Annotated in this window: 24 protein-coding genes and 1 tRNA gene; 14 read left to right on the top strand and 11 right to left on the bottom strand. The window is 51.3% G+C overall.

All coding sequences use genetic code 11. The features are described 5' to 3' along the window. Positions 1–7: 7 nt before the first annotated feature. Positions 8–2,062 (bottom strand): NADPH-dependent 2,4-dienoyl-CoA reductase, encoded by a 2,055-nt coding sequence (locus WCT94_RS02400; protein WP_336867716.1) that lies wholly within the window; start codon positions 2,060–2,062, stop codon positions 8–10. Positions 2,063–2,277: 215 nt separating this feature from the next. On the opposite strand from WCT94_RS02400, the gene WCT94_RS02395 reads away from it, so the two are divergent. The 5 genes from WCT94_RS02395 (at position 2,278) to WCT94_RS02375 (ending at position 7,696) form a co-directional block, all read left to right on the top strand. Next, a complete protein-coding gene (locus tag WCT94_RS02395; protein ID WP_319848899.1) occupies positions 2,278–2,574 on the top strand; it encodes a hypothetical protein in 297 nt (98 codons plus the stop codon). A gap of 252 nt (positions 2,575–2,826) precedes the next feature. Further along, positions 2,827–3,315: an ATP-independent periplasmic protein-refolding chaperone Spy gene (gene spy, locus WCT94_RS02390; protein ID WP_336867714.1), complete on the top strand. Its 489-nt coding sequence runs from the start codon at positions 2,827–2,829 to the stop codon at positions 3,313–3,315. Positions 3,316–3,534: 219 nt separating this feature from the next. After that, on the top strand, positions 3,535–5,004 hold the full coding sequence (locus WCT94_RS02385) for a GGDEF domain-containing protein (protein WP_336867713.1): 1,470 nt from the start codon (positions 3,535–3,537) through the stop codon (positions 5,002–5,004). Between the two features lie 71 nt (positions 5,005–5,075). Continuing rightward, entirely contained in the window at positions 5,076–5,435 is a 360-nt protein-coding gene (copM, locus tag WCT94_RS02380; RefSeq protein WP_336867712.1) for a CopM family metallochaperone, read from the top strand. A gap of 332 nt (positions 5,436–5,767) precedes the next feature. After that, a complete protein-coding gene (locus WCT94_RS02375; RefSeq protein WP_336867711.1) occupies positions 5,768–7,696 on the top strand; it encodes a beta-glucoside-specific PTS transporter subunit IIABC in 1,929 nt (642 codons plus the stop codon). 69 nt (positions 7,697–7,765) lie between these two features. Here WCT94_RS02375 and WCT94_RS02370 read toward each other — a convergent pair whose 3' ends face one another. Continuing rightward, the gene (locus WCT94_RS02370) at positions 7,766–9,154 is read right to left on the bottom strand and encodes a glycoside hydrolase family 1 protein (protein ID WP_336867710.1); all 1,389 of its coding nucleotides are present in this window, start codon (positions 9,152–9,154) and stop codon (positions 7,766–7,768) included. Between the two features lie 299 nt (positions 9,155–9,453). Then, positions 9,454–10,218 (bottom strand): type 1 glutamine amidotransferase domain-containing protein, encoded by a 765-nt coding sequence (locus tag WCT94_RS02365; protein WP_336867709.1) that lies wholly within the window; start codon positions 10,216–10,218, stop codon positions 9,454–9,456. 181 nt (positions 10,219–10,399) lie between these two features. Between WCT94_RS02365 and WCT94_RS02360 the strand changes: the two genes are divergently transcribed. Then, on the top strand, positions 10,400–11,302 hold the full coding sequence (locus WCT94_RS02360; protein WP_336867708.1) for a LysR family transcriptional regulator: 903 nt from the start codon (positions 10,400–10,402) through the stop codon (positions 11,300–11,302). A 21-nt stretch (positions 11,303–11,323) separates the two neighbouring features. Here WCT94_RS02360 and WCT94_RS02355 read toward each other — a convergent pair whose 3' ends face one another. Both WCT94_RS02355 and WCT94_RS02350 read right to left on the bottom strand, forming a co-directional pair. Further along, entirely contained in the window at positions 11,324–11,683 is a 360-nt protein-coding gene (locus tag WCT94_RS02355) for a YebF family protein (protein ID WP_336867706.1), read from the bottom strand. 75 nt (positions 11,684–11,758) lie between these two features. Beyond that, positions 11,759–11,834: transfer RNA gene (locus tag WCT94_RS02350), tRNA-Ile, on the bottom strand. Positions 11,835–11,974: 140 nt separating this feature from the next. Here WCT94_RS02350 and mug point away from each other — a divergent pair. Beyond that, entirely contained in the window at positions 11,975–12,478 is a 504-nt protein-coding gene (gene mug / locus WCT94_RS02345) for a G/U mismatch-specific DNA glycosylase (RefSeq protein WP_336867705.1), read from the top strand. Between the two features lie 95 nt (positions 12,479–12,573). Here the strand turns inward: mug and rpoD are convergent, their stop codons facing one another. From rpoD to rpsU, 3 genes are all read right to left on the bottom strand, one after another. Then, on the bottom strand, positions 12,574–14,412 hold the full coding sequence (rpoD, locus tag WCT94_RS02340) for an RNA polymerase sigma factor RpoD (RefSeq protein ID WP_336867704.1): 1,839 nt from the start codon (positions 14,410–14,412) through the stop codon (positions 12,574–12,576). Between the two features lie 154 nt (positions 14,413–14,566). After that, a complete protein-coding gene (gene dnaG, locus WCT94_RS02335) occupies positions 14,567–16,321 on the bottom strand; it encodes a DNA primase (protein WP_336867703.1) in 1,755 nt (584 codons plus the stop codon). Positions 16,322–16,474: 153 nt separating this feature from the next. Beyond that, the gene (rpsU, locus tag WCT94_RS02330) at positions 16,475–16,690 is read right to left on the bottom strand and encodes a 30S ribosomal protein S21 (protein ID WP_001144069.1); all 216 of its coding nucleotides are present in this window, start codon (positions 16,688–16,690) and stop codon (positions 16,475–16,477) included. Positions 16,691–16,917: 227 nt separating this feature from the next. Here rpsU and tsaD point away from each other — a divergent pair, with 227 nt between their 5' ends. Beyond that, positions 16,918–17,931, top strand: a complete 1,014-nt coding sequence (tsaD, locus tag WCT94_RS02325) for a tRNA (adenosine(37)-N6)-threonylcarbamoyltransferase complex transferase subunit TsaD (protein ID WP_181847054.1) — start codon at positions 16,918–16,920, stop codon at positions 17,929–17,931. 108 nt (positions 17,932–18,039) lie between these two features. Here tsaD and argR read toward each other — a convergent pair whose 3' ends face one another. Next, positions 18,040–18,510 (bottom strand): transcriptional regulator ArgR, encoded by a 471-nt coding sequence (gene argR / locus WCT94_RS02320; RefSeq protein ID WP_012773258.1) that lies wholly within the window; start codon positions 18,508–18,510, stop codon positions 18,040–18,042. A 469-nt stretch (positions 18,511–18,979) separates the two neighbouring features. On the opposite strand from argR, the gene mdh reads away from it, so the two are divergent. After that, entirely contained in the window at positions 18,980–19,918 is a 939-nt protein-coding gene (gene mdh / locus WCT94_RS02315) for a malate dehydrogenase (RefSeq protein ID WP_012773259.1), read from the top strand. 69 nt (positions 19,919–19,987) lie between these two features. Here the strand turns inward: mdh and WCT94_RS02310 are convergent, their stop codons facing one another. After that, positions 19,988–20,251 (bottom strand): helix-turn-helix domain-containing protein, encoded by a 264-nt coding sequence (locus WCT94_RS02310; protein WP_180742891.1) that lies wholly within the window; start codon positions 20,249–20,251, stop codon positions 19,988–19,990. Positions 20,252–20,438: 187 nt separating this feature from the next. Between WCT94_RS02310 and WCT94_RS02305 the strand changes: the two genes are divergently transcribed. Next, on the top strand, positions 20,439–20,825 hold the full coding sequence (locus WCT94_RS02305; protein WP_261845506.1) for a DNA-binding protein: 387 nt from the start codon (positions 20,439–20,441) through the stop codon (positions 20,823–20,825). Between the two features lie 246 nt (positions 20,826–21,071). Then, positions 21,072–21,446 (top strand): DNA-binding protein, encoded by a 375-nt coding sequence (locus WCT94_RS02300; protein WP_094433645.1) that lies wholly within the window; start codon positions 21,072–21,074, stop codon positions 21,444–21,446. Positions 21,447–21,514: 68 nt separating this feature from the next. On the opposite strand, the gene ispB is transcribed toward WCT94_RS02300, so the two are convergent. After that, on the bottom strand, positions 21,515–22,486 hold the full coding sequence (gene ispB, locus WCT94_RS02295) for an octaprenyl diphosphate synthase (protein ID WP_180742894.1): 972 nt from the start codon (positions 22,484–22,486) through the stop codon (positions 21,515–21,517). Between the two features lie 256 nt (positions 22,487–22,742). Between ispB and rplU the strand changes: the two genes are divergently transcribed. From rplU to WCT94_RS02280, 3 genes are all read left to right on the top strand, one after another. Then, on the top strand, positions 22,743–23,054 hold the full coding sequence (gene rplU, locus WCT94_RS02290) for a 50S ribosomal protein L21 (RefSeq protein ID WP_010283026.1): 312 nt from the start codon (positions 22,743–22,745) through the stop codon (positions 23,052–23,054). A 19-nt stretch (positions 23,055–23,073) separates the two neighbouring features. Beyond that, entirely contained in the window at positions 23,074–23,331 is a 258-nt protein-coding gene (gene rpmA, locus WCT94_RS02285; protein ID WP_012773263.1) for a 50S ribosomal protein L27, read from the top strand. A gap of 89 nt (positions 23,332–23,420) precedes the next feature. Further along, a complete protein-coding gene (locus WCT94_RS02280; protein WP_336867699.1) occupies positions 23,421–24,383 on the top strand; it encodes a DMT family transporter in 963 nt (320 codons plus the stop codon). The last annotated feature ends 223 nt before the right edge of the window (positions 24,384–24,606 follow it).

Below are 24,606 nucleotides of genomic sequence, written 5' to 3'. Positions count from 1 at the left end.
GCCTAAATTATAGCGTTAACGCCAGCCGGGTAGCCTGATCGATCGCCCGGCGGGCGTCTAATTCTTGTGCCACATCGGCACCGCCAATCAGGTGAACGTGACATCCGGCCGCCAATAAGGGGTCGTACAGTTTGCGGTTGGGTTCCTGACCGGCACAGATAATGATGTTATCCACCGGCAGACAGCGCATTTGCTGGGCGTGGATAATGTGCAGCCCCTCATCATCAATGTGGTGATATTCCACGCCGCCCAGTAGCGTGACGCCGTGGCGCAGCAGCGTGGTACGGTGTATCCAACCTGTGGTTTTCCCCAGATTTTCACCGGGCTTGCCGGTCTTCCGCTGTAATAACGTAATGTCCCGCTGGTGGGGAAGCCCGTCCGGCTGATGAGGCAGCAGGCCACCCCGGTGCTGCAACTGCGTATCAATGCCCCATTCTGCATAAAAGCTGCCGTACCCTGCCTGAGAAGGATGAGGATTCAGGCGATGATTGCCGTCAGGAACGCTCTGTTTATTCATAAGATAGTGCGCGGTATCAAAACCGATGCCACCTGCGCCGATAATGGCGACCCGTTTGCCGACCGGCTTTTTATCACGCAGCACGTCCAGATAGCTCAGCACGCTAGGATGATCGATACCTGCAATCTCAGGAGTCCGTGGCACGATGCCACAGGCCAGAATCACGTCATCAAACCCGAGTAAATCGGTGGGCGTCGCCTGCGTGCTCAGACGTAGCGTGACGCCGAGCAGTTCGAGCTGTCGACGATAGTAGCGCAGCGTTTCATAAAATTCGGCTTTGCCGGGGATCTGTTTGGCAATATTGAACTGGCCGCCGATATAAGAAGAGGATTCAAACAGCGTAACCTGATGGCCGCGTGCAGCGGCGTTGACGGCAAAGGCCATACCGGCAGGCCCCGCGCCGACCACCGCAAAGCGTTTACCGACTCTGGCGGGGTGGATAGGCAGCTCGGTTTCGTGACAGGCACGTGGGTTGACCAGACAGGATGTGACCTTTCCGGCAAAAATCTGATCGAGACAGGCCTGATTACAGCCGATGCAGGTATTGATTTCATCGCTGCGCCCCGACTGCGCTTTTGCCACGAGTTCGGCATCGGCGAGAAAAGGGCGGGCCATCGACACCATGTCGGCACAGCCTTCGACCAGCAGTTGTTCTGCCACGCCGGGATCGTTGATGCGGTTGGTGGTAATCAGCGGGATGCGGACTTTCCCCATCAGCTTCTGCGTGACCCAGCCGAAGGCGCCGCGCGGCACCAGCGTGGCGATAGTCGGGATACGCGCTTCATGCCAGCCGATGCCGGTATTAATGAGGGTGGCGCCAGCCTGTTCAACCGCCTGCGCCAACTGCACAATTTCTTGCCAGCTTGATCCTTCCTCTATCAGGTCGAGCATCGATAAACGGTAAATCAGGATGAAGTCTGGCCCCGTTCGCTCCTGCACGGCACGAACAATCTCAAGCGCGAAGCGGCAGCGGCGTTGAAAATCGCCGCCCCATTCGTCATCGCGATGGTTGGTGTGTGTGACCAAAAACTGATTAATCAGGTAGCCTTCCGACCCCATGATTTCCACGCCATCGTAACCCGCCTGCTGCGCCAGCGCGGCGCAACGGGCAAAGTCATCGATGGTTTGCACAATATCCTGCGAACTCATTTCCCGTGGCGCAAAGCGGTTAATCGGTGCCTGAATGGCCGATGGTGCAACCGGATCGGGCTGATAGCTGTAGCGTCCGGCGTGGAGAATTTGCAGCGCGATTTTCCCGCCCGCGTCGTGTACCGCCTGCGTCAACACCTGATGATGCGCGAGCTGCGCCTCGTTATGCAGGGTCGCTCCGCCTTTGGCAACGGCACCTTTGGCATTGGGTGCGATACCGCCTGTGACAATCAGGCCAACGCCGCCCTGCGCCCGCTCGCGGTAAAATGCCGCCAGCCTTTCGGTGCCGTCCGGGTGTTCTTCCAGTCCGGTATGCATGGAGCCCATCACCACGCGGTTCTTTAACGTCGTGAAGCCAAGATCGAGCGGGGAAAGCAGCGTAGGGTAGGCAGTCATTGCACTCTCCGGTGAAGTTAACTGGTCTGATGAGTTCTTGTGTTCAATCTAGCTGTAATTGAGTGAGTTGTGAAATTTATGTGTATTTATTGTGATTGATGTCATTGCGAATATTAGGGGAAAGCAGATGCAGGCAAGGGATCGTGCGCTGGAGTGTTTGTTGTCGGGGGCGTGTGACATTATAATCCGCGGGTTTATCGGGCAAAGGTACTGTTATGCGGGTGGAAGAGTTGGAATATCGTCTGGATAGCGCACTCCGTGCGTTAGAGCAAAGCGTTCAGCGTCAGCAGCAGACGTGGCGGCAGGAACATCAGTCCCTCCAGCAGCAGTTGCTTCAGGCGAAAGAGCGTGACGCTTACCTTTGTACGCAGATTGAACGGCTCTCTGCGCAGTTGAGTGCGATGGATAGTTCGCCGGAACGAAATCCGCTGCTTCAGAAAATGAAGGTCATTCATGCCCACCTTGATGCACTGGCACAAGAAGCCAGCGCGTTCAGACGCTCACTGCGGTAACCGCTCCGCTGGCATTTTTCAGCCATATCGTGCCGCAGTGTTAATACGATATTTCGTACGCCCTATTTCGTTAACGTAATACTTCCGCTTCCTTACACAATTCCTCCTCATTCTCCATAATTGCCGCAAATGTGGAGCTGACGCTTGCAGATATTTACCCTTGCTCTAATTAACTGAAGGTGTCGAGCCTATACTTTCTCTCGTAGCGCGGCAGCCGCCGCCGATAAGTCAATTCAGAGAGAGGAATGAAATATGCGTAAACTCACTGCAATGCTGGTTGCTTCTTCTTTGGCATTGGGCGCGGCAGGTATCGCGCATGCTAATGAAGCGCCGAAAGGTCCAGGCCCGGAACACAAGATGATGATGAAAGAGGGTCGGGAGCATCGCGGCATGATGGGGCCGGATGAGATGTTTAAGGAGCTGAATTTGACGGAAGCGCAGAAGCAGCAAATTAAAGACATCATGAAAGCATCCCGCGAGAAAATGCACAAAGCGATGCAAGACGACCGTCGTGATATGCATAACCTGATCGCATCAGATACCTTTGATACTGCAAAAGCACAGGCGCAGTTGGATAAAGCCGACGCGGAGCACAAGGCCAGAATGCTTAACGGGCTGGAAACCAAGAACAAGATTTACAATGTCCTGACGCCAGAACAGAAGAAACAGTACAACGACAGCTTTGAAAAACGACTGACTCAACCGCCAAAAGCTGACGGTAAGCCGGTTCCTGCGGAATAACGCGCTATTTCATGAATCCGCGCGATATCTGAAATAGCTCAGCCACTAAGACCATCGGGTTGACGTATTACCTCATAGGTAATGCTTCGATCCGGTGGTTTTTTTTATTTATTTTTCCCTCTACCATCGTGCCGTGAGTCGGGAAATGATTAATGCTATCCTCACGCGGAGAAAGCAGGCGGGGTCATCGGACATTGGACAGCGGGCGGTAAAGGACAGATGAATAACGATTTGACGTTAAAAACTATAAAATTCATGCCGTTTCTGTTCTTGACCACCCTCATCGTGAGCTGTCTGGGATTTCGGTTTCGGGTGCTGGATGAGCTGTCGCTGTTTTGGCCCGCCAATATTCTGGTTTTTTGCCTCATGATTAATTTCAGAGCCAGAAACGGGACGCTGAAAGGTAAAACGCTTTCTATCGGTATCGGTTTTTTAGTGAGTTATGTGGCGATGCTATCGGCGGCGTTATGGATGGACAATAATTCACCGTTAAAAACCAAAGTGCTGTTATGTTTGTGCAATATGGTCTTTGTGGTAACGGCCTGGTGCGCTTTTTGCCTGATGTGTCGGTTTACCGGTAAGTGGTCGACATTTGAAAAATTCAGCAAATATTACGTCTATATTATTTTCGCTTCGACGTTTGTCGGTGCGTTCTCATCCGGCGTAGCGTATGGGTTTTATGCGTATGTCTACGATACGGGGAACCGCTATGCCGAGTTTATGGACTGGTTCAGTGAACAACTGGGAACTGGTATTATTCTCGCGTTCTTTTTCCTGCGCGCTAAAGACATCCTGCGGGCGCTGCGGAATATTCCTCTTTGTCCTAAGCACATCAGAGAGAATATTTTTCCCTTTCTGGTCTTCATTATTTTCTTATTGGTGAGCCTGTTTTTTCAGGACGCGAGCCTGATTACGCTGTCCGTTATTCCGCTCACGCTGTGTGCATTCAATTACTCTTTCCCGATCATGTCGTTGCTCTGTGCGATTACAGGCGTAATACTGAATTATCTTTATATTAATCAGGTCGGTATACTCATCAATTCAAATTCTGAGGCGTACATTAATTCGTTTCTCACGACTGCACGACTGAACATCGCGATGTTAATTATGGCGATGTTAAGCGTCTCTCATTTTGTTTCGATGAACCGACGACTGATTAAAATCATCGAAAGCAACAGCCTGAAGGACGCACTCACGAATACCTTCAATCGTCGCGCTTTCCTGAGCATGTTGCATGGGAGGCAGGGCGTGCTGATGAATAAGAGAAAGCGTCAGCTAACGCTGCTATTTCTGGATATTGATTATTTTAAGCAGGTCAACGATACCTACGGCCATGCCAGCGGTGATGAATTGATTGCCAGCTTTGCCCGCATGCTGAGCGCGAATATTCGGCCGAGCGACATTCTTTGCCGCTGGGGTGGGGAGGAATTCGTTATTGCGGCTTATGATCTGACGGCTGAACAATCCGAAGTGATGGCTGAAACACTACGGCATCTGACGGAATCCACGCCGCTTGTGCTGTCCGATGGCCGGGAAATCCGTTTTACGACCAGCATTGGCGTGGTCACGTTTCCCCAGTATGAAGGCGGCAATACGTACGATCTGATCGGGTTGGCAGATGAGCAGCTCTATAAAGCGAAAGCGCAGGGGCGTAATCGTGTGTGTCTGCGTTTGGTCGAAGATATCTGAATCCTCCCTTGACCTTCCCCTTACTGGAACGTCTACCCTCAAGAAGTCCTGTGACTGATTGAGAGGTTGTGATGAAGAAAGTCCATTTGTTATTAACGGCGACCTTGCTGGCTCCGGTTCTCTCGTTTGCCGCTGACAGCGCGCATAGCGGCCATGGCTCAGCGAGCGAGGCGTCGTCCCAACAGGCGTATATGAAAGGAATGGATGCGATGCATGCCGAGATGATGGACGGGTTACAGTCCAGCGACCCTGATATTGCCTTTGCCAAAGGGATGATTGCGCATCACCGCGGCGCGATTGATATGGCGAAGACGGAATTGCAATACGGTAAAGACCCGGAATTGCGCAAGCTGGCGCAAGAGATTATTAAAGCTCAGCAGCCGGAGATCGACCAAATGGAAGCCTGGCTGAAGAAGCAGGGCAAGCAGTAACATTGCCGATGGCGCTTCTTCTGAGAAGCGCCATTTCGTTTTACGGCGCGTAGGTCGGGCGACTTCGCCTGATGGATAGAAATTTAGATGGATAGAAATTTAGTGACTGTTTTCACAGAATAAAACGTAGAGATAGCTTTCTCCGCGTGAACTTGTTAGAAAACAGCAAAGGACGTCACCAGAAGTTTCTGGGCGAGACCTGGATAAAGCAGCGTATACCGCACGCTGCTTTATCCAGGTTTTTTTTTGCTTATTTTCCAGCTGGCCAGCGGAAAACAAGCGGGATGACGTGTATTAGGCAGTTGCAGCCATTGACGAAACGGGAAGTCATTATGAATAGCAAAGTGCTCGCTGAAAATATTCTGAGGTTAGTCGGAGGGGAAACGAACGTTTCTACTCTGGTGCATTGTGCAACACGCTTGCGCTTTAAGATTGTTGATCACGGTAAGGTGGATGTGGCTGCGCTTGAGGCGCAGGAAGGCGTCATTACGGTTATCAACGCATCAGGGCAATTGCAGGTGGTGATCGGGAATCGGGTGCCGGAGGTGTATCGCGCTTTTGGTTCGATCTCCAAACTGCTGGAGGATGGCGACGGAAAACGCCAGACGACTGAAAACGAGCAATCGACCTCGGTCATGGGACGATTGATCGATCTGGTTGCCGGGATCTTTACCCCTTTGTTGGGCGCGATGGCGGCGGCGGGGGTGCTGAAAGGCGCGCTGGCTATCGTCCTGGCGCTCGGGTGGCTGAATACCAAAGAAAGTACCTATGTCATCCTGCATGCGGCGTCCGACAGCCTGTTCTACTTCCTGCCGATGCTGTTGGCGATTACCGCTGCACGTAAATTTGAAACCAACATTTTTGTGGCGGTGTCGATTGCCGGCGCGCTGGTTTACCCGACGATTCAGGGCTTATTTGATGCCGGTCAGCCTGTGACGTTCTTCGGCCTGCCTGTGGTGATGATGAAATACACTGCCTCGGTAATTCCAATTATCTTCAGCGTGTGGCTGATGTCGTATATCGAGCGTTTCCTGAATCGCCATATTCATGAAAGTGTGCGCAATATCCTGACGCCGTTTTTCCTGCTGGTGCTGATGGTGCCGCTAACGCTGATGACCATCGGGCCGATTGGGATTTCGGCCAGTAAACTCATTGCGTCGGTGTTCGTCAGTATCTATGAATTCAACCCGATTATTGCGGGCGCGCTGATGGCGGCGTCATGGCAGGTCTTAGTGATATTTGGCGTTCACTGGGGCTTTGTGACCGTGTTCATCAACGATCTCTCCGTCATGGGGCACAGCTACCTTAAAGCCGCTTCCAGCCCGTCGGTTTTTGCCCAGTCTGGCGCGTTGCTGGGCGTGATGGTGCGCACCAAAGATAAAAAGCTCAAAGCGTTGGCAGGCAGTACCTTTATCGCGTCGCTGTTTGGCATCACGGAACCCGGTGTTTATGGGGTTACGCTGAAGCTGAAGAAACCGTTTATCTGCGCGGTGATCGCTGCTGCCATCGGGGGCGCCATTGTCGGCTATGCGAAAAGCTCGGCGGTTTCTATGGGGATGCCTGGGTTATTGACGTTGCCGATCTTCTACGGCGAAGGCTTTGTCGGGTTCCTCATTGGTTGTGCTATTGCCTTCGCCGCGAGTTTTGTACTGACGGTTATTGTGGGATTTGACGATCCGACGCCGCCTGCGGAGAGCACGCCTGCGCCTACAGGTTCATCATCAACATCTGCGACACCCGCTGCGCCAGTATCACGCCAGCATGCCAATGCTGTGCCACCTGCCCAGCCGCTAAAAGACGCGCCGGCGACGGCGGAACAGTTGGGAGCGCCGGTAAAAGGCGAACTGATCTTGCTGGAAGACGTGGACGATAAGGTGTTCTCTTCCGGCGTGGTGGGGCAGGGGGTTGCTATTCTGCCTGAGGAAGGCCGCATCTATTCACCGGTGGACGGCGTGATTGCCAGCACGTTCAGCAGCGGCCATGCCGTCGGTATTCTTTCGCAGAACGGTGCGGAGATTCTGATTCATGTCGGCATCAATACGGTGCAGTTGGAAGGCCAGCATTATCAGATGCACGTTGCAGAAGGTGACAAGGTGCAAAAAGGCCAGTTGCTGCTGGAGTTCGATCTGGAAGCAATCAAGCAGGCAGGCTACGACACGGTGACGCCGATGGTGGTGACGAATGCGGATGAGTACCACTTATTCAGTCCGGGCTCCGCTCGTCAGTTGAGGGTAGGGGATACGATTATCGCGCTAGCGTAATACACGTCATCAGACGGCGCTGTGTGAACACGCCGTCTGATTTTCTCTATTATCTTATGTTCTATAGGATCACAGCGACTTTCCGTTGCTGTTAATCACATCCTGATACCAGTAGAAGCTGTCTTTGCGCCGACGCTCCAGCGTACCGTTACCCTCATCATCACGATCGACATGAATAAAGCCGTAGCGTTTTGACATCTGCGCTGTTCCCGCGCTGACCAGATCGATCGGACCCCAGCTGGTGTAGCCCAGCAGCTCGACGCCATCGTCGATGGCTTCGCGCACCTGAATCAGATGGCGACGCAGGTAATCAATACGGTAGCTGTCGTGAATGCTGCCGTCCTCTTCCACCACATCGCGCGCACCCAGTCCGTTTTCCACGATGAACAGTGGTTTCTGATAGCGGTCATACAGCTCGTTCAACAGGAAACGCAGACCTTCTGGATCGATCTGCCAGCCCCATTCGGACGCCTCAAGGTGCGGGTTAGGAATCAGGCGGATGATGTTGCCGCGTGAGGACTGATATTTCTCCGGCTCGAAGGTTGCGCAGCCGCTCATGTAATAGCTGAAGGAGACAAAGTCTACGGTGTGGCTCAGATCGTCTTTGTCCTGTGCGGTAATGGTGAGTTCGACGCCATTTTCCCGAAAATAGCGCTGGATCCAGGCCGGATAGGTGCCGCGTACCTGCACATCACCGAAGAACAGCCATTCACGGTTCTTGTTCTGCGCTTCCAGCACATCTTTCGGATGGCAGGTCATGGGGTAGCGTACCGCGCCCAATAGCATGTTGCCGATTTTGGCATCCGGGATGAGGTCATGGCAGGCTTTTACCGCGCGTGCGCTGGCAACCAGCTGGTGGTGAATCGCCTGATAAATCTCCTGCTTCGAGGGTTCGCCGCTCAGCCCAATGCCCGTAAAGGGCGAGTGCAACGCCATATTGATTTCATTGAAGGTCAGCCAGTATTTCACCTTGTCTTTGTAGCGGCTAAAAACGGTACGGGCATATTTCTCAAAATGGTCGATGACGGCGCGGTTGCCCCAGCCTCCCAGTTTTTTCACCAGACCGTACGGCATTTCATAATGCGACAGTGTAATCAGCGGCTGAATCTGATGTTTTGCCATTTCATCGAACAGGCGATCATAGAAGGCCAGACCGGCTTCGCAAGGTTCTGCCTCATCGCCTTCGGGGTAAATGCGCGTCCAGGCAATCGAGGTGCGCAACACCTTGAACCCCATTTCGGCAAACAGCTGAATATCCTGCGGGTATTGATGATAAAAATCGATTGCCCGATCTTTGATGCAGCTCGTGTTCTTATCGCGTTCCGTCACCGGACCATGTACGCCCTTTAGCTGAAGATCGGAGGTGGATACGCCTTTACCGTCTTCATTCCATGCGCCTTCAACCTGGTTTGCTGCGACTGAACCGCCCCATAAAAATCCGTCGGGGAATGCTTTCATGGTATTTCTCCTTATCGTTTTCTACATCATTACGCTGTGTCGGGCTGTGGCTCCGCGCTGGGAGCCGCCGGATGACAGGCAAAAAAAAACTTGGGCAGAAGAGAGTATCACTACTCACCTCTGCCCAAGTCTCGCCCGCCATTGGCGGTAACGTCTTGTTAGAACACTATACAATCCTGAATCTCTGCGGCAATGCCCCCGTCTGGTTATGTGACGCGAGTCACGGCATCTCTGCGTGCGGGCATGATTCGCGCCGACAGGCGTTAGGTGTTTTCCCCTAACGCCTGCTGATACGGTAATTACGCTTTCGCTTTCAGTGCGTTGACGACGGCTTCGCCCAGCGCTTGAGCGGATGCCGGGTTTTGGCCGGTGATCAGTCGCCCATCAACGACGACTTTATTTTCAAAGATTGGGGCTTCTTCAAATGTTGCGCCATCCTTTTTCAGTGCCGCTTCAAGTTCAAACGGAACGATTTTGTCGTAATTACGGGACGCTTCTTCTTCCGCGGTAAAACCGGTAAGGCGACGGCCTTTAATCAACAGTTCACCATTGCTGAGCTTCACATTCAGCAAGCCTGCCGGGCCGTGGCAAACGGCACTGATGATGTCATTTTTCTCGTACATGGTACGCACGATGTTGATCAACTCAGGATTGTTGACGAAATCCCACATTGGTCCATGTCCTCCAACCAGCAGGATCGCGCTATATTTCGCGGGATCAACCTTTGCCAGCGGGATGGAATTAGCCAGTTTGTTGCGGTGTTCCGGGTTAGTCCAGAAATCCAGACTTGCCCGATCCTTGAGATCGAACCCGTCAAACGGAGACATCCCACCTTTGGGACTCGCAATATCGTAATCCAGCCCAGCTTTGTCAAAAACCTCGACCGGATGAGTGAGTTCTGGAAACCAGAAGCCGCCAACGAGATCGGGTGTTTTTTTATCCAGACTGGAGACGACGATTAAGACCTTTTCTTCTTTCAGGCTAGCTTGGGCGAAAACGGGGGAAGCTGCGGCAAACACAGCCATTGCGGCGATAAGACCAGCACAGCGCTTGATGATTGACATAAAAAACTCCTTTCAGCAGGTGGTGATGGTCGCCACTATATCCGCGATAACTGCTTGAAAATAGACGGCAAAAACGGAACGTATTGTTTAAAAAATCGCTGTAATACTTTTGAATTGGCGTGATAAATTATCGTAAAGTGCGTTTGACGCTCCCTGTATGGCATGACGATGAGGAACCCTGATGGGGCAATCCGATAGCTTTGATGGACTCTCCGAATTTCTGGCTATAGCGAAACGACTGAGCATTCGCAAAGCGGCGATCGATCTCGGTAAGACGCCGGGATCGGTGAGTTTGTCGCTGCAGAAACTGGAGCATCGTCTCGGCGTGCTGCTTTTCCACCGCACGACGCGCAAGATGGCATTGACGGAAGCAGGTGAAGACCTGTTGCTGAGAATCGGGCCTGCGGCACAGGCTATCGCGACAGGCTTTGAAGATGTGGCTCAATCGGCAAAAAAACCGTCGGGGACGTTGAAGCTGATTGTAGAACGCTTGGCATTGCCCCATGTTATCGAGCCGCTTATACCTGCATTTCGTCAGGCGTGGCCGAATTTGCATGTCGATATCACGGTGAGTAATCGTCACGATAACTTTGTCTCTGAAGGCTATGACGCCGGTATCATGATCGGTTCATACATCGAGCAGGATATGATTGCGATACGCCTTTCTCCGCCCTTTAAATGGGCAGTATTTGGATCGCCGGACTATTTCAACACGCATGGAAAGCCGAAAGTGGCGCGCGATCTGGTGCATCACGAATGCATTCGTTTTCGCCGCCCTGAAAAGGGGGACATTTATCGGTGGGAGTTTATCGAAAATAAGGAAAGCGTCAGAATTGAGCCTACGGGCACAGTTACCGTAAATGATGGGGAACTGATGCGCAGCCTTGCGGTTCGGGGCGTCGGGTTAATCTACTCCTCCACCTTCCATACCTCACGCGAGCTGGCAAACGGCACGCTGGAAGCCGCGTTACTCGATCTTTCGCCGGGAAATGACGGCCTCTTTCTGTATTTCTCAAGAGCCGCGAGGAACCAGCCCAAACTGCGCGCGTTTATCGACGTGTGTTCGCAGATAATTAAGACGTGAATGCGTGGGCTAATTCATCCTTTAGTCTTTCGACGCATACTCAACTGAACCTGTTTTACATTCGTACATGGCAAACAGCGCGTGTGATTTCTGTGGGCCGGAGACGGTGAATGACAGGAGGTAAACCTCGGGGTTGGATAAGGTAGATGAATCGGCTTTATCAAAAGCAATAACAGGTGTCGCGGTACCGAGGTTTTCGGGTTGGAATTTAGCCCAGCGTGGAATACGGTGTGTCAGGAGATCACGTTTCACATAGTCGATGGCTTGCTCATACGTCACCTCCAGGCAGGACGGGCCGCTATGCTTGAGGTAACAATCGTAGCCAGCGAGGGCACTCACCACAGCCAGAATGCAACAGACCGCCTTGGTTTTCCATTCCATCTCGCTTCTCCCTGATAAATATAAACCGGCACCAAAAAATAAAGGAGTTGCGCTATTAACGCAACTCCTTGAATTTGGTGGCCCCTGCTGGACTTGAACCAGCGACCAAGCGATTATGAGTCGCCTGCTCTAACCACTGAGCTAAGGGGCCGAATGGGCGATGATTATACGGTAATGTGCGGGGGGAGGTCTATAGCCTATCTGCCGGGTGGTGGTTTTATACTCAAGATAGCTTGTTGTTATTCTTATCAGAATTTACGATGGCTGTAGTCAATGGAAGTAGGGAAAGACATGATTACCGATATTCTGGCCATGAATCTTCAGGTGGTTTTTTGCGGCATTAACCCTGGGCTGTCGACGGCCCATCACGGTTACCACTTCGCGAACCCCAGTAATCGCTTCTGGAAAGTGATTCATCAGGCGGGTTTTACTGAGCGGTTGCTGACGCCCGCCGAAGAACAGCATCTGCTGGACACCAGATGCGGTATCACCATGCTGGTGGAGCGCCCAACGGTTGAAGCTACTGAGCTGGGGCGAGATGAGTTGCTGCAAGGCGGCAATGCGATTGTTGAGAAAATGGAACGCTATCAGCCGCGTGCGCTGGCCGTGCTAGGTAAGCAAGCGTTCAGTCAGGCGTTTGGTATCAAAAAGGTCCCATGGGGGCGTCAGGAGCAGCGTATTGGGGAAACTCAGGTTTGGGTACTGCCGAACCCAAGCGGGCTGAATCGTGCGACGCTGGAGTCGCTGGTGGCATCCTATCAGGAACTGCATCAGGCGTTGCAGGATAAGGCGTAAATCCAATCTTAGCCTTTTACAGGTAAAAATAACCCCGGCGGACCGGGGTTATCTGGGATATGACTATTTATCGTGTGGATTAGCTAAGGGATGAATTAATCATCCAGGAAGCTACGCAGCACTTCGGAACGGCTTGGATGGCGTAGTTTACGCAGCGCTTTCGCTTCGATCTGGCGAATACGTTCACGTGTAACGTCAAACTGTTTGCCCACTTCTTCCAGCGTATGGTCGGTGTTCATATCGATACCGAAACGCATGCGCAGGACTTTCGCTTCACGAGCGGTCAGGCCAGCCAGTACGTCGTGTGTCGCAGAACGCAGGCTTTCCGACGTCGCGGAATCCAGCGGCAGCTCCAGCGTCGTATCTTCAATGAAATCGCCCAAATGTGAATCTTCATCATCACCAATCGGGGTTTCCATTGAAATCGGCTCTTTCGCGATTTTCAGCACTTTACGGATCTTGTCTTCCGGCATCAGCATACGTTCAGCCAGCTCTTCCGGCGTCGGCTCGCGACCCATTTCCTGCAACATCTGACGAGAGATACGGTTCAGTTTGTTGATCGTCTCAATCATGTGTACCGGAATACGGATGGTACGCGCCTGATCGGCGATAGAACGGGTGATCGCCTGACGGATCCACCAGGTCGCATAGGTCGAGAATTTGTAACCACGGCGATATTCAAACTTATCTACCGCTTTCATCAGACCGATGTTGCCTTCCTGAATCAGGTCGAGGAACTGCAAACCGCGGTTGGTGTATTTCTTCGCGATAGAAATAACCAGACGCAGGTTGGCTTCCACCATTTCTTTCTTGGCGCGACGCGCTTTCGCTTCACCAATCGACATGCGGCGGTTGATGTCTTTAACCTGTTCAATCGTCAGACCGGTTTCTTCTTCGATCTGTTGCAGTTTTTGCAGGCTACGGGTGACGTCTTCTTCAACATCATTCAGCTTTTCAGACCATGGCTTGCCCATGGCGATGGCTGCGGCAAACCAGGTGCTGTTGGTTTCATTGCCGGTGAACATGGTGACGAAGTTTTTCTTCGGCATTTTGCACTGTTCAACGCACAGTTTGATGATCAAACGTTCCTGAGTACGGACGCGATCCATCATGGAACGCATGCTGTTAACCAGGAAATCGAACTGTTTTGGCACCAGACGGAACTGTTTGAAGACTTCAGACAGATTCAGGATTTCCTGTACTGCCAGCGCATGGCTGCGGCCGTGTTCTTTGATCACCTTGCGGGTGGTTTCATATTGATCACGCAGTTCGGTGAATTTCTCACGCGCCAGTTCAGGATCGATGCTGTTGTCGTCTTCAGAATCTTCGTCGTCTTCAGACTCTTCGTCGTCATCGTCCATTTCTTCGTTCGAAAGCTCGGAGCCCACGTGCGTCGCGGTAGGGGCGATGTCTTCTTCCGCATTAGGATCGACGAAGCCAGTGATCAAGTCGGACAGGCGGCTTTCGCCCGCTTCAACGCGATCGTATTGTTCCAGCAGGTAAGTAATAGCTTCAGGATACTCGGCAACAGAGCACTGAACCTGGTTGATACCGTCTTCGATACGTTTGGCGATATCGATCTCGCCTTCACGCGTCAACAGCTCAACGGTACCCATTTCACGCATGTACATGCGAACCGGATCGGTAGTGCGACCAATTTCCGATTCAACGCTGGATAGAACCTGCGCAGCAGCCTCTGCCGCATCTTCATCGGCATCATTGGTGTTTTCGGCCAGCAACAGATCGTCTGCATCCGGTGCTTCTTCCATCACCTGGATGCCCATGTCGTTAATCATCTGGATGATATCTTCGATCTGATCCGAGTCGATGATATCTTCCGGCAGATGGTCATTGACCTCAGCATAGGTCAGGTAGCCTTGCTCCTTACCACGGGTGACAAGCAGCTTCAGCTGTGACTGCGGGTTTTGCTCCATAAGACGGTATCCACACTTCAGAGTATTTGGGTTGGTGTCGGTCAGCGTAGTTCGCTAACAATAGCATTAGGGGTATTTTTCTTATCGCCGCGGCCCCTGTAGCGGCTCTTTGCAGGGCTCAACCCTGCTATTTATCGGCAATTAAGCCTCTGTATCAGTGTTTTCTGGTCAACGCCAGTTGCAACGACCAAAGCTCTTTTTTTTCTTTGGCGTTGAGCCCATGCGTTCTGTCACGGGCAATCAATGTTTCTTGTCGCTGTTTCAACAGCTGATCGTAGAGCTCTGCCAGACTGATTCTGAACTTCTCATCGAGCTCTTCCTCTACGATCATATGGTTCCATGAAGCCATGGTTTCAAGCTGCTTGCGGTACTTGCTGTCGCGATATTTTTCCAACAGCAGACCCATGTTCATTCCAGGGCTGGCGTTGCAGGTTTTCACCAAATCCTGAAACAGCGATAAACCAGCCACTTTGTCTTCTTCAATCCCTTGCAGCGCAAGGTCAGGAACCTCTACCGCCAGCCTTGGGTTTTGTACTAAAAGCCCTATAAGTATACGCATAGTTGTGACTTTTAGTTGCGGCGGCTGGTAAGGTTGCGCCTGCTCTGCCACTTTAGGCAGTAGCCTGTCCAACTGGCTGTCGTCCAAAATACCCAGCTTGTTGCCGAGCTGCTGGCGCAAATACAGCCGCAGCGTTTCTCCCGGTACCTGACCTATCAGCGGCAGCGCCAGCGTGCTGAGCTTGGTACGGCCATCGGGTGAACTCATATCCACCTGCTGTTGCAGCGTCTCAAACAGAAACTGCGACAGCGGCAGGGCTTGTTCCATGCGCTGTTCAAAGGCGGCTTTGCCTTCTTTACGTACCAGCGTGTCGGGATCTTCACCGTCCGGCAGGAACATAAAGCGTAGCTGACGACCATCGTTCAAATAGGGTAGCGCAGTTTCCAGCGCACGCCATGCCGCTTCGCGTCCGGCACGGTCTCCGTCGTAACAACACACCACCAGATCGGTGGCGCGAAATAGTAACTGAATGTGATCGGCTGTCGTGGAAGTACCCAGCGACGCCACCGCATAATCAATACCAAACTGCGCCAGCGCCACCACATCCATGTAGCCTTCAACAACTAAGAGTCGCTTTAGCTCAGCGTGGCTTTGCTGCGCTTCATACAGGCCGTACAACTGGCGACCTTTATGAAAAATCTCTGTTTCCGGCGAGTTAAGGTACTTTGGCGTACCGTCGCCTAATACTCGTCCGCCGAAGGCAATCACTCGCCCCCGTTTGTCGCGGATGGGGAACATCACACGTTCGCGGAAGCGGTCGTACGTTCGGCCCTGATCGTTAGTCACCAGCATGCCGGCATCGTTCAATGTGCTGCGGTCGTCATTATTGCGGCCAAAGCGCTTTAAAACGTTATCCCAGCCGGGCGGGGCGAAGCCGATCGCAAAATGGCTGATAACCTCTGCGCTTAAACCGCGCTGTTGCAGATACTGCAACGCTGGCGTACCGACTGATTGGCTAAGTGCTTGTTGATAGAACCCGCTGAGCTGTCCCATCAATTCGTACAGACTTTGCCGCTGGTGACGCTCTAACTGGGTTGGGCCCGTGCCGCTTTCATAAGGCACTTCGAGGCCGTATTGAGTGGCCAGTTCTTCAATGGTTTCAACGAATTCGAGACGATCGTAATTCATCAAAAAATCAATGGCGTTGCCGTGTGCGCCACAACCAAAACAGTGGTAGAACTGTTTGTCACCGTTTACGGTGAATGAGGGGGTTTTTTCGTGATGGAATGGACAGCACGCATGGTAGTTTTTGCCCTGCTTTTTCAGTTTGACACGCGCGTCAATGAGATCGACGATGTCGGTACGAGCCAGCAGGTCATTAATAAATACGCGTGGGATTCGTCCAGCCATAAGCCCCTGATGTATATCTTTCTGTAAGGTGGTTACATTGGATATAGCTTATAAACGACAACAAGCCGCGCTTCCTTACGGAAAGCACGGCCTTCGTATGCAACTGCTAAGTCTGCGGATTAATCACGCGTTGGAGGGAAACCCTCCTGAAAATTAATACAGACGAGTGCGGCGTGCGTTTTCTCGAGCCAATTTCTTCGCGTGACGTTTCACTGCAGAAGCTTTAGCGCGCTTACGTTCTGTCGTTGGTTTTTCATAAAACTCACGACGACGAACTTCAGCCAGAACGCCTGCTTTTTCACAGGAACGTTTGAAGCGACGCAGAGCTACGTCGAACGGCTCGTTTTCACGTACTTTAATTACCGGCATGTGCCTCTCACCTCAATAAATTCGGTTTGCCGCTGGCCTTGTGCCAGCCTTTTCAAAATGGTGCGGAATTCTACTGCAAACGTGACGCCTTTGTAAAGCATTGTGGTGATCATAAAACACCCAACCACGGCCAGCGCAGAAATCAGGGCGCTTATGGTAGACTATCCACAGTTTGAAGCAAGCGGCATTCAACGAGCGCTTGTATCGTCATCAAAGTAGGAACAGCAATGCGCGTATTGGGTATCGAAACATCCTGTGATGAAACCGGTGTGGCCATTTATGACACAGAAACCGGTTTGCTTGCCAATCAGTTATACAGCCAGGTGAAATTACATGCCGATTACGGCGGCGTTGTGCCTGAGCTCGCCTCGCGCGATCACGTGCGTAAAACGGTGCCGCTCATTCAGGCTGCGCTGCGTGAAGCCGGGTTGCAGGCTGGTGATATCGATGGCGTGGCTTACACTGCGGGCCCCGGTTTGGTCGGCGCGTTATTGGTGGGCGCGACTGTCGGCCGCTCTTTGGCGTTTGCCTGGGATGTGCCGGCGATTCCTGTGCACCATATGGAAGGGCATTTGCTGGCACCGATGCTGGAAGATAATCCACCGGCGTTTCCCTTCGTGGCGCTGCTGGTTTCTGGTGGACATACGCAGCTCATCAGCGTGACGGGCATTGGTGAATACCGCTTGCTGGGCGAGTCGATTGATGACGCGGCGGGTGAAGCGTTCGATAAAACGGCGAAGCTGCTGGGGCTGGATTATCCCGGTGGGCCGATGCTGTCGAAAATGGCGCAGGCGGGTGATTCGCAGCGCTTTACGTTTCCGCGCCCAATGACCGATCGTCCCGGTCTGGATTTCAGCTTCTCTGGGCTAAAAACGTTTGCTGCCAATACGATTCGTAGCAATGGCGATGACGATCAAACACGTGCCGACATTGCTCGCGCATTTGAAGATGCCGTTGTGGATACTTTGGCTATCAAGTGTCGTCGTGCGCTGGATGAAACGGGCTTTAAGCGACTGGTCATGGCAGGGGGCGTGAGTGCAAACCGGACGCTGCGTCAGCGCTTAGGCGACGTGATGGCGAAGCGTGGTGGTGAAGTGTTTTATGCGCGTCCTGAATTCTGTACGGATAATGGTGCGATGATTGCCTATGCGGGCAGTGTACGTCTGGCGCATGGCGCCAGTCAGACGCTGGGTGTATCCGTTCGACCACGTTGGCCGTTGGCTGAACTGCCTGCGGTATGAGTGTTTTGGTAATAATCGCTACGTGTGGCGTGCCTACACGTAGCAAAGAAAACGTAGCGAAAATACTCAGTAAAGAACGAGTAATTAAACGGTAGCGGATAAGGGGAGTTACAGCTCTTGTTCGAATAGCACCAAAATAGCTTCGTAAAGCTGTTTGACGCTGAAGCCTCTTGCCGGGGTGGTGAAGATGGTGTCATCCCCCGCGATGGTGCCGAGAATTCCCTCTGACTTCCCGAGTGAATCCAACAGACGGGCGATGAGCTGCGCGGCTCCCGGGCTGGTATGGATGACGATGACCGCATCGTTATAGTCCACGTCCAGCACAAGGTTCTTCAATGGGCTGGAGGTAGTAGGAACGCCGAGTTCGGCTGGGAGACAATACACCATTTCCATTTTGGCATTACGTGTGCGCACGGCGCCAAATTTCGTCAGCATGCGTGACACCTTGGATTGGTTGATGTTTTCAAATCCTTCGTCTTGCAATGCCTGAACAATTTCACTTTGAGAGCTGAACTTCTCTTCCTTTAACAGCGCTTTGAACGCTTTAACGAGGTCTTCTTGTTTTGTCGAATTTCGCATTCTGCACCGGATTAATTGTTATGGTTAATCCTTCTATTATGCAGTTGTGTGAATTTTTATGCAATTAAATCGCGTATAATTCCAATCTATTTCGCCAGATATGTGCTAGTCGCTGTTTTCAAAAAAATTCGCCTTTTGGGGAGTCCGAAAAATGCGTCCTGCGTCACATAAAAGTAAATCAAATGTTATCAGAATGATGTTGTTTGGACGCCATCGATCGGTGTAATGTAGCGCACAGGTTAATTGCACGTGAATGAACACCGCGTTATAGCTCAATAGCTTATTAACTTTACTTACCTTTCAAACGAATGGTTGTTTTTGATTTATTATTAGAGACATAGCGTATTTTTGTCTCTCATGCCATTTGCAGAACGATGAGTAGACTGATCTTATCCCCATTTTTTATATTCTGTTTATAACCAAATGAATTCACGGCACTTTTTTATTTTACGATAATAAGGAGTTTAGGATGAAAGTTGCAGTTCTCGGAGCAGCAGGTGGTATCGGTCAGGCACTCGCACTCCTCCTCAAAACCCAGCTTCCTTCAGGTTCAGAACTATCCCTTTACGATATCGCGCCGGTCACGCCGGGTGTTGCCGTCGATCTGAGCCACATTCCTACAGCAGTGAAGATCAAAGGCTATAGCGGTGAAGATGCTAAACCTGCGCTTGCTGGCGCGGATATCGTGCTGATCTCCGCCGGTGTGGCACGTAAACCGGGTATGGATCGTTCCGATCTGTTCAACGTCAATGCGGGTATTGTGCGCAATCTGGTTGAGCAAATCGCGGTTACTTGCCCGAAAGCCTGTATCGGTATTATCACCAACCCAGTGAACACCACCGTTGCCATTGCAGCAGAAGTGCTGAAAAAAGCCGGTGTGTATGACAAAAACAAACTGTTCGGCGTTACCACGCTGGATATCATCCGTTCCAACACGTTCGTTGCTGAGCTGAAAGGCAAACAGCCGCAGGATATTAATGTGCCGGTTATCGGCGGGCACTCTGGTGTGACGATTCTTCCACTGTTGTCTCAAGTTCCTGGTATCAGCTTCAGTGAGCAGGAAGTGGCCGATCTGACCAAGCGTATTCAGAATGCGGGCACCGAGGTTGTTGAAGCCAAAGCAGGTGGCGGATCGGCAACGTTGTCTATGGGTCAGGCTGCTGCGCGCTTTGGCCTGTCTCTGGTTCGTGCGCTGCAAGGCGAAAGCGGTGTGGTGGAATGTGCATACGTTGAAAGCGATGGCAAGCATGCCCGCTTCTTCGCTCAGCCGGTGCTGTTGGGCAAAGACGGCGTCGTAGAGCGTAAAGACATCGGCACATTAAGCGCTTTTGAGCAAAACGCGCTTAGCAGCATGCTGGATACGCTGAAGCAGGATATTGAGTTAGGCGAGACGTTCATCAAGAATTAATCATTGAGATTCTTGTAATACGTGACGTTGAATAAAAAGCCGGAGATGTCGATCTCCGGCTTTTCTTTTTTAATCGGGACGGATGAGTTTTTTTCTGTCGATAAGCTCATTGGTTTCCGGATCGTAGTACCGGCTGGGCCAAATCTCTGATGGGTGAATACTCAGCGCATCGGCAATAAGCCATTCCCCTTTGGGCCAGGGGCGTGAGAGCGCGTTAGCTAACGTAGATGAGCTTAATCCGGCCGCTCGCGATACTGCCGCCAGCGTCGTGTTTTTCTTGCGCAGTGCAGCAATGATATCAGCGGGATGCCAGTCTTGTTTCCTTAAAATCATATTCCTTCCCTTATTTGCTATAAGACGACTGTGGATTAGTGGTATAAATAACGGATGTTAGTTATATGCCGAGCTAACATGACATTATTATTTGGAAATAATATAGCATTAATTTTCCTTAAAATTCTCAATTAATTTCCAAATGAGCGCGTTTTTGTTAGGGATGGCACTATCAGGATGAAAGGCAATGAAAAAAGAGTGGTTTGCTACCAGCGATTTGGTTGGAGTCGGCGGCCTTCCGAAATCAAGACAAGGATTGAATAAGCGCGCCCGTGAGGATGGATGGGAGAAGCGTCGCCGTAAAGGCGTCCAGGGAAGAGGAGTGGAGTACTCAATTCACAGCTTACCGGATACGGTAAAAAAATCCCTATTACTCGAAATCGAGCCTTCCGCCTACTCGGCGAAGCAGCCTGCGGCCTTGGCAGTATGGATGCAGATTTATCAGCAACTATCTGAAAAAGAAAGAGATGAGTTAATCGCTTATATTCTTCGCGTCGGCGTGTCGTCTACGCTGAGCCAGTTGGGTATTACGCCGTCGGACGAGGAACCTATCTCATCAATGGAGATTGACTGAGCCATCGAAAGCGGGCTCTCCAATTGCCAATCTGTGGTGAAGAAGGAACCTGCATTTTCTTTCGGTTTACCGTATTACTCTGGTTGCGATGTTTTAGCATCGCACTGGATTTAATCATTTCTTTATTACTTAGGTGTGCCGGTAACGTGTAAAAGTTAGCGGTTTAGGTAATTATAGTCTATTATATGGAAACTTTTGGGCGAGTTGACGTAATGCCTGTTCAAAACAAACAAGGGAGTGACGAGTATGGACAAAGAATGGTTTGCAACAAGTGAGCTGGTTGGCGTAGGTGGATTGCCGAAGTCACCGCAGGGGCTGAACAAACGGGCGCGAGACGACGGTTGGGAAAAGCGCAGGCGGAAAGGGGTTCAAGGGCGCGGTGTCGAATATTCGATTCGCAGTTTGCCGAACGAGGTCAGGAATTCTCTGCTCGTAAAAGAGAACCCGCCAACAGAATATTATCGTATCGATAATGAGCCGACCCTGCTGTCATCGTGGGTGCATATTTTCCATCAACTTTCCGTTGATGAACGAACCCGGCTGATCAATTTCATCTTGCGTGAAGGAACGATAGCGATGTTGTCTCGGCTGGATGATGTCCCCATCGACCAGACTGCCTAGTCTGCGAACGAGTAGCGCTGCAAGGCAGCGCTACTTAGATTGAATCAGATAAGTACCTCACACCACGATTAGAAATCGCGCTGTACGGCTAAGTGGGCAAGGCCTTCGAGCGCTATACGGTATGGCGTTTCCGGTAGCTGCTGTAGTGCGCTAATCGCTTTATCTGCCTCTTCTTCGGCACGCTGGCGCGTATAATCAAGCGAACCACATTGCTGCATGGCGGCAAGCACTGGTTCCAGCAGATGACGCCCGTTTCCTTCTTCAATTGCCTGACGAATCAGCGAACTCTGTTCTGCATTGCCATTACGCATAGCGTGCAGCAGTGGCAGCGTTGGTTTGCCTTCATTGAGGTCGTCGCCTGTATTCTTGCCTAGCGTTTTGCCGTCTGCGCTGTAATCAAGCAGATCGTCAATTAACTGGAACGCGGTGCCCAGGTAGCGGCCGTAGTCCTGAAGCGCTTTTTCTTGCTCTGGTGTCGCGCCCGCAAGGATGGATGAAGATTGCGCGGCGGCTTCGAATAAACGTGCCGTTTTGCTGTAAATGACGCGCATATAGCTTTCTTCAGTAATATCCGGGTCGTTGCAGTTCATTAGCTGCAAGACTTCGCCTTCGGCAATTACGTTTACTGCTTCTGACATTAATGCCAGCACGCGTAACGATTCAAGGCTGGTCATCATCTGGAAGGCGCGGGTATAGATGAAATCCCCAACCAATACACTCGCGGCATTGCCAAAGGCGGCATTGGCCGTTGCTTTCCCCCGACGCATGTCAGATTCGTCTACCACGTCATCATGCAGTAGCGTTGCGGTATGAATAAATTCGATCAATGCAGCCACGGTGACATGTTTATCACCGCTATAGTCGAGGGCTCTGGCGGCTAGCACAGCAATCATCGGGCGTATACGTTTTCCACCGCCGCTGATGATATAATGTCCAAGCTGGTTGATCAAAACGACGTCGGAATTCAGTTGTTCAAGAATGACGTTATTAACAGCTGCCATATCCTGTGCGGTTAATGTTGTAATTTGTTCTAGATTCATGGTTTGTGCCAACGTATGTCTTCAACACTGCCGTAAGATTGCTGTTGCATATCGGCAAGACGGAACTTATTGCGCCGATTGTACTTGAAAAATGAGAGAGATAAACGGCAGTTCATACGTTGTATTCTTTTTCTTCACATCCTTTGATTATGCACTTGTCATCCGCAGTATTTTTGCGTAGAATTCGCGCCCTATTATGAATATTTATAGCGCGCTCTAAAAAACTATCGTGGGTGCGCGGAAAGCGGAGTTTTATATGTACGCAGTTTTCCAAAGTGGTGGTAAACAACACCGAGTAAGCGAAGGTCAAACCGTTCGCTTGGAAAAGCTGGACATCGCAACTGGTGAAGCCGTTGAGTTTGACCAAGTTCTGATGGTTGCCAACGGTGAAGAAATCAAAATCGGCGTTCCTTTCGTCGATGGCGGTAAAATCAAAGCTGAAGTTGTTGCTCATGGTCGTGGCGAAAAAGTGAAGATCGTTAAGTTCCGTCGCCGTAAACACTACCGTAAGCAAGCAGGCCACCGTCAGTGGTTCACTGACGTGAAAATTACCGGCATCAGCGCTTAAGATTAGGAGAGCGGATTAAATGGCACACAAAAAAGCTGGCGGCTCAACCCGTAACGGTCGTGACTCCAATGCACAACGTCTGGGCGTAAAACGTTTTGGCGGTGAAAGTGTACTGGCTGGTAACATCATCGTTCGTCAACGTGGCACCAAATTCCACGCAGGAACTAACGTTGGTTGCGGGAAAGACCACACTCTGTTTGCTTTAACTGATGGTAAAGTTCAGTTTGAAGTTAAAGGCCCGAAAAACCGTAAATATATCAGCATCGTTGCTGAATAATTTTTCGCGTTAGGTCTTACGGATTCAAGCCCTGCAATTCTTTGCGGGGCTTTTTACATTCTGATTCTGAGTAAACCATCTGGATAAGTATGAATACTAAACAGCAGACGGGGATCGGTCTTTGTCTGGCGCTGACTACGGCAGTTTGCTGGGGAGCGCTACCGATAGCCATGAAACAGGTTCTGGTGGTGATGGAACCTTATACGATTGTTTGGTATCGCTTTTTTATCGCTTCGATTGGACTCGGCATTATTCTGTCATACCGTAAGAATTTACCGCCAATGCGGGTTTTCCGGCATCGGCGTTGGTGGGTTTTGCTACTGATTGCAACAGCTGGGTTATTAGGCAATTTTGTTTTCTTTAGCTCGTCTCTGCAATATCTGAGTCCGACGGCGTCTCAGGTTATCGGGCAGCTTTCTCCTGTTGGTATGATGTTCGCCAGCGTACTTATCCTAAAGGAAAAGATGCGTGGCACGCAGGTCATTGGTGCGATCATGCTGATCTGTGGCCTGATTTTGTTCTTTAATACCAGCCTGATTGAGATCTTTACCCGACTGACGGACTACACGCTGGGTGTACTGCTTGGCGTTTGCGCCTCGGCGGTATGGGTATCCTATGGCGTAGCGCAGAAGGTGCTGCTGCGGCGTCTAACCTCACAGCAAATTCTGTTTCTGCTGTACGTGCTGTGTGTCGTCTTCATCACGCCCTTTACCAAGCTTGAAGCTATCTTCCAACTGAGCAACTGGCAGCTTATCTGCCTGCTATTCTGCGGCGCAAATACATTAATTGGGTATGGCGCGTTGGCGGAGGCGATGGCGCGCTGGCAGGCATCGCAGGTTAGCGCGGTCATTACGTTGACACCGCTATTTACGCTGTTGTTTTCCGATCTTCTGGCGTTAGGGTGGCCGACTTTCTTTGCTGCCCCCGTGCTGAACTGGGTTGGCTATCTGGGCGCCTTTGTCGTGGTTGCTGGTGCTATGTTTTCTGCTATCGGCCATCGCTTCTTTCCTGGCAAGAAAGAACCTGTGCCGCCATTGATGGTGCAGAAGTAGCCTGAAAAAACACGTATTGCGGCAGGTCGTGGTCGCCTTTTGACATTCTGCATGTGTTGCTTATTTTTAATACAGATGAAATTATTGGAGCAGGCAGGTACAATCCGCTCCTTTGCTGGAATGCGTTCTGGTGCGTCAGTTTTTTTAATGGTGGGTAGAATTACGCTACATGCCGTAAAATCAAAAAGTTACGCCAAGAAGAACCAATAACAAGCCTAAAACA

The sequence above is a fragment of the Pectobacterium sp. 1950-15 genome (assembly GCF_037136835.1).
GTDB lineage: Bacteria > Pseudomonadota > Gammaproteobacteria > Enterobacterales > Enterobacteriaceae > Pectobacterium.
This window is presented reverse-complemented; position numbering and strand designations above follow the sequence as displayed.